The 1782-nt window shown below is 62.9% G+C and carries 2 protein-coding genes and 1 pseudogene; 1 reads left to right on the forward strand and 2 read right to left on the reverse strand.

Annotated elements, in window-relative coordinates; genetic code table 11:
* Positions 1 to 384, reverse strand: a pseudogene (locus I5W_RS03800) (penicillin-binding protein 2); the annotation flags it as partial.
* Between the two features lie 11 nt (positions 385 to 395).
* The gene (locus I5W_RS03805; RefSeq protein ID WP_044528234.1) at positions 396 to 719 is read right to left on the reverse strand and encodes a CHASE2 domain-containing protein; all 324 of its coding nucleotides are present in this window, start codon (positions 717 to 719) and stop codon (positions 396 to 398) included.
* Positions 720 to 905: 186 nt separating this feature from the next.
* On the opposite strand from I5W_RS03805, the gene I5W_RS03810 reads away from it, so the two are divergent.
* Positions 906 to 1748 carry an aldo/keto reductase gene (locus I5W_RS03810; protein WP_044528235.1) on the forward strand — a complete coding sequence of 281 codons (843 nt, stop codon included), beginning with the start codon at positions 906 to 908 and terminating at the stop codon, positions 1746 to 1748.
* Positions 1749 to 1782: the final 34 nt, after the last annotated feature.

Below are 1782 nucleotides of genomic sequence, written 5' to 3' on the forward strand. Positions count from 1 at the left end.
ACTTGGCCCTTCCTCATCGGTCAAGCGGGTGCGGATGGGTACGCTTTCGAAGTTCTTGGATTCTTCTTGCAGGCGGCGGAAGCGGCGGCGGTCGCGCGGCTGGATTTCTACGATGGTGCTCAACTCATCAATGAGGTCATCGATGTTGGTCTTGATCTTGGAGGGCGTGATTTCCAGCGTATAGGCCGAATAGTTGCGCGCCAGCACTACCCCATTGCGATCCATGATCAGGCCGCGGTTGGGCACGATGGGCACCACCGAGATGCGGTTTTCCTCGGCCTGGGCGGCGTAGGCGTCGTGGCGCACCACCTGCAGCCACAAAAAGCGCGCCAGCAGCAGGCTGAAGCACACCAGCACCACGACGCTGGCGGCCAACAAGCGCATCCGGAACAGCCTCAGCTCATGCGCGGTATGCCCACCGACTGCGCCTGGTAGGTCTGGGTCATCTGCTTGACCAGTTGCGCCACCACATCGCGGCTCCAGGGCCAGCGCCCCAGTTCGGCGATGCTCTTCTCATCGATGTCGATGATGACGATGCGCGGGTCCAGATCGGGCTGGGTCACCCGCATACGCAAGTCGTAGAAGAACAGGTCCAGCCGCTCCACCAGGCGATTGGGCAGCACATTCATCACCACCGCCTCGGCCATGCCGGCCAGTACCAGCGCCAGCAGCCAACGGGCCCAGTATTTGCCAAAGGCGGTACGCAAACGACGCAGCATGGATTTTCCCCAATTTCCCTTTTGTTTTTGATTGGCTGCGATCATGCCAGTAGTTGCGCGCGGCCACAATCGGCACCGGCTGCATGGATGTTGCCCAAAGGGAAGACAACGAGGATAAGGCGGCTTGATGAACCGATGGCCAAAATGGGTTCTAATGTTTTCCCGCCACCTTCTTATGGAGCCCGCATGAAGCAGATCCCCTTGATCACGCTGCGCAACGGTGCGCAAGTCCCGGCCCTCGGCCAGGGCACCTGGAACATGGGCGAATCCGGCGCCGCCGCGGCCACCGAAGTGCGCGCGCTGCAAGCCGGCATCGACCTCGGCATGACCTTGATCGATACCGCCGAGATGTACGCCGATGGCAATGCCGAGCGCATCGTCGGCCAGGCCATCAGCGGACGCCGCCAACAGGTCTACCTGGTCAGCAAGGTCTTGCCGCACAACGCCAGCCAGCGCGGCACCATCGCCGCCTGCGAAGCCAGCCTGAAGCGCCTGGGTACCGACCACATCGAGCTCTACCTGCTGCATTGGCGTGGCCCGCATCCACTGGCGGCCACCGTCGAGGGCATGGAAAAGCTGGTCGCACAGGGCAAGATCGGCGGCTGGGGCGTGAGCAACCTCGATAGCGACGACATCGACGAATTGCTGCAGGAACCGCAAGGCAGCCACTACCTGTGCAATCAGGTGCTCTACAACCTGTCGCGCCGGGGCATCGAATACGACCTGTTGCCGCAGGCGCTGGAACAGGGCGTGGCCATCATGGCTTACTCACCCATCGAGCAGGGACGCATCCTCAAGAACGCCGCCCTGGGTAGCGTGGCGCAACGCCACGGGATGACGCCCGCGCAGGTGGCGCTGGCCTGGGTCTTGCGCCAGCCCGGCGTGATCGCCATTCCCAAGGCGGCCGACGCAGCCCACGTCCAGGCCAACCGTGCCTGCCTCGATCTGCAACTGACGGCGGCCGACCTCAAGGAACTGGATGCGGCCTTCCCGCCGCCAAGGCGCAAGCAGCCGCTGGCGATGCTCTGAACTCTAGGGCCTGTTCACATTTAATCTGCGAGAT

The sequence above is a fragment of the Herbaspirillum sp. B65 genome (assembly GCF_000333555.1).
GTDB classification, from domain to species: Bacteria; Pseudomonadota; Gammaproteobacteria; order Burkholderiales; family Burkholderiaceae_D; genus Herbaspirillum; species Herbaspirillum rubrisubalbicans.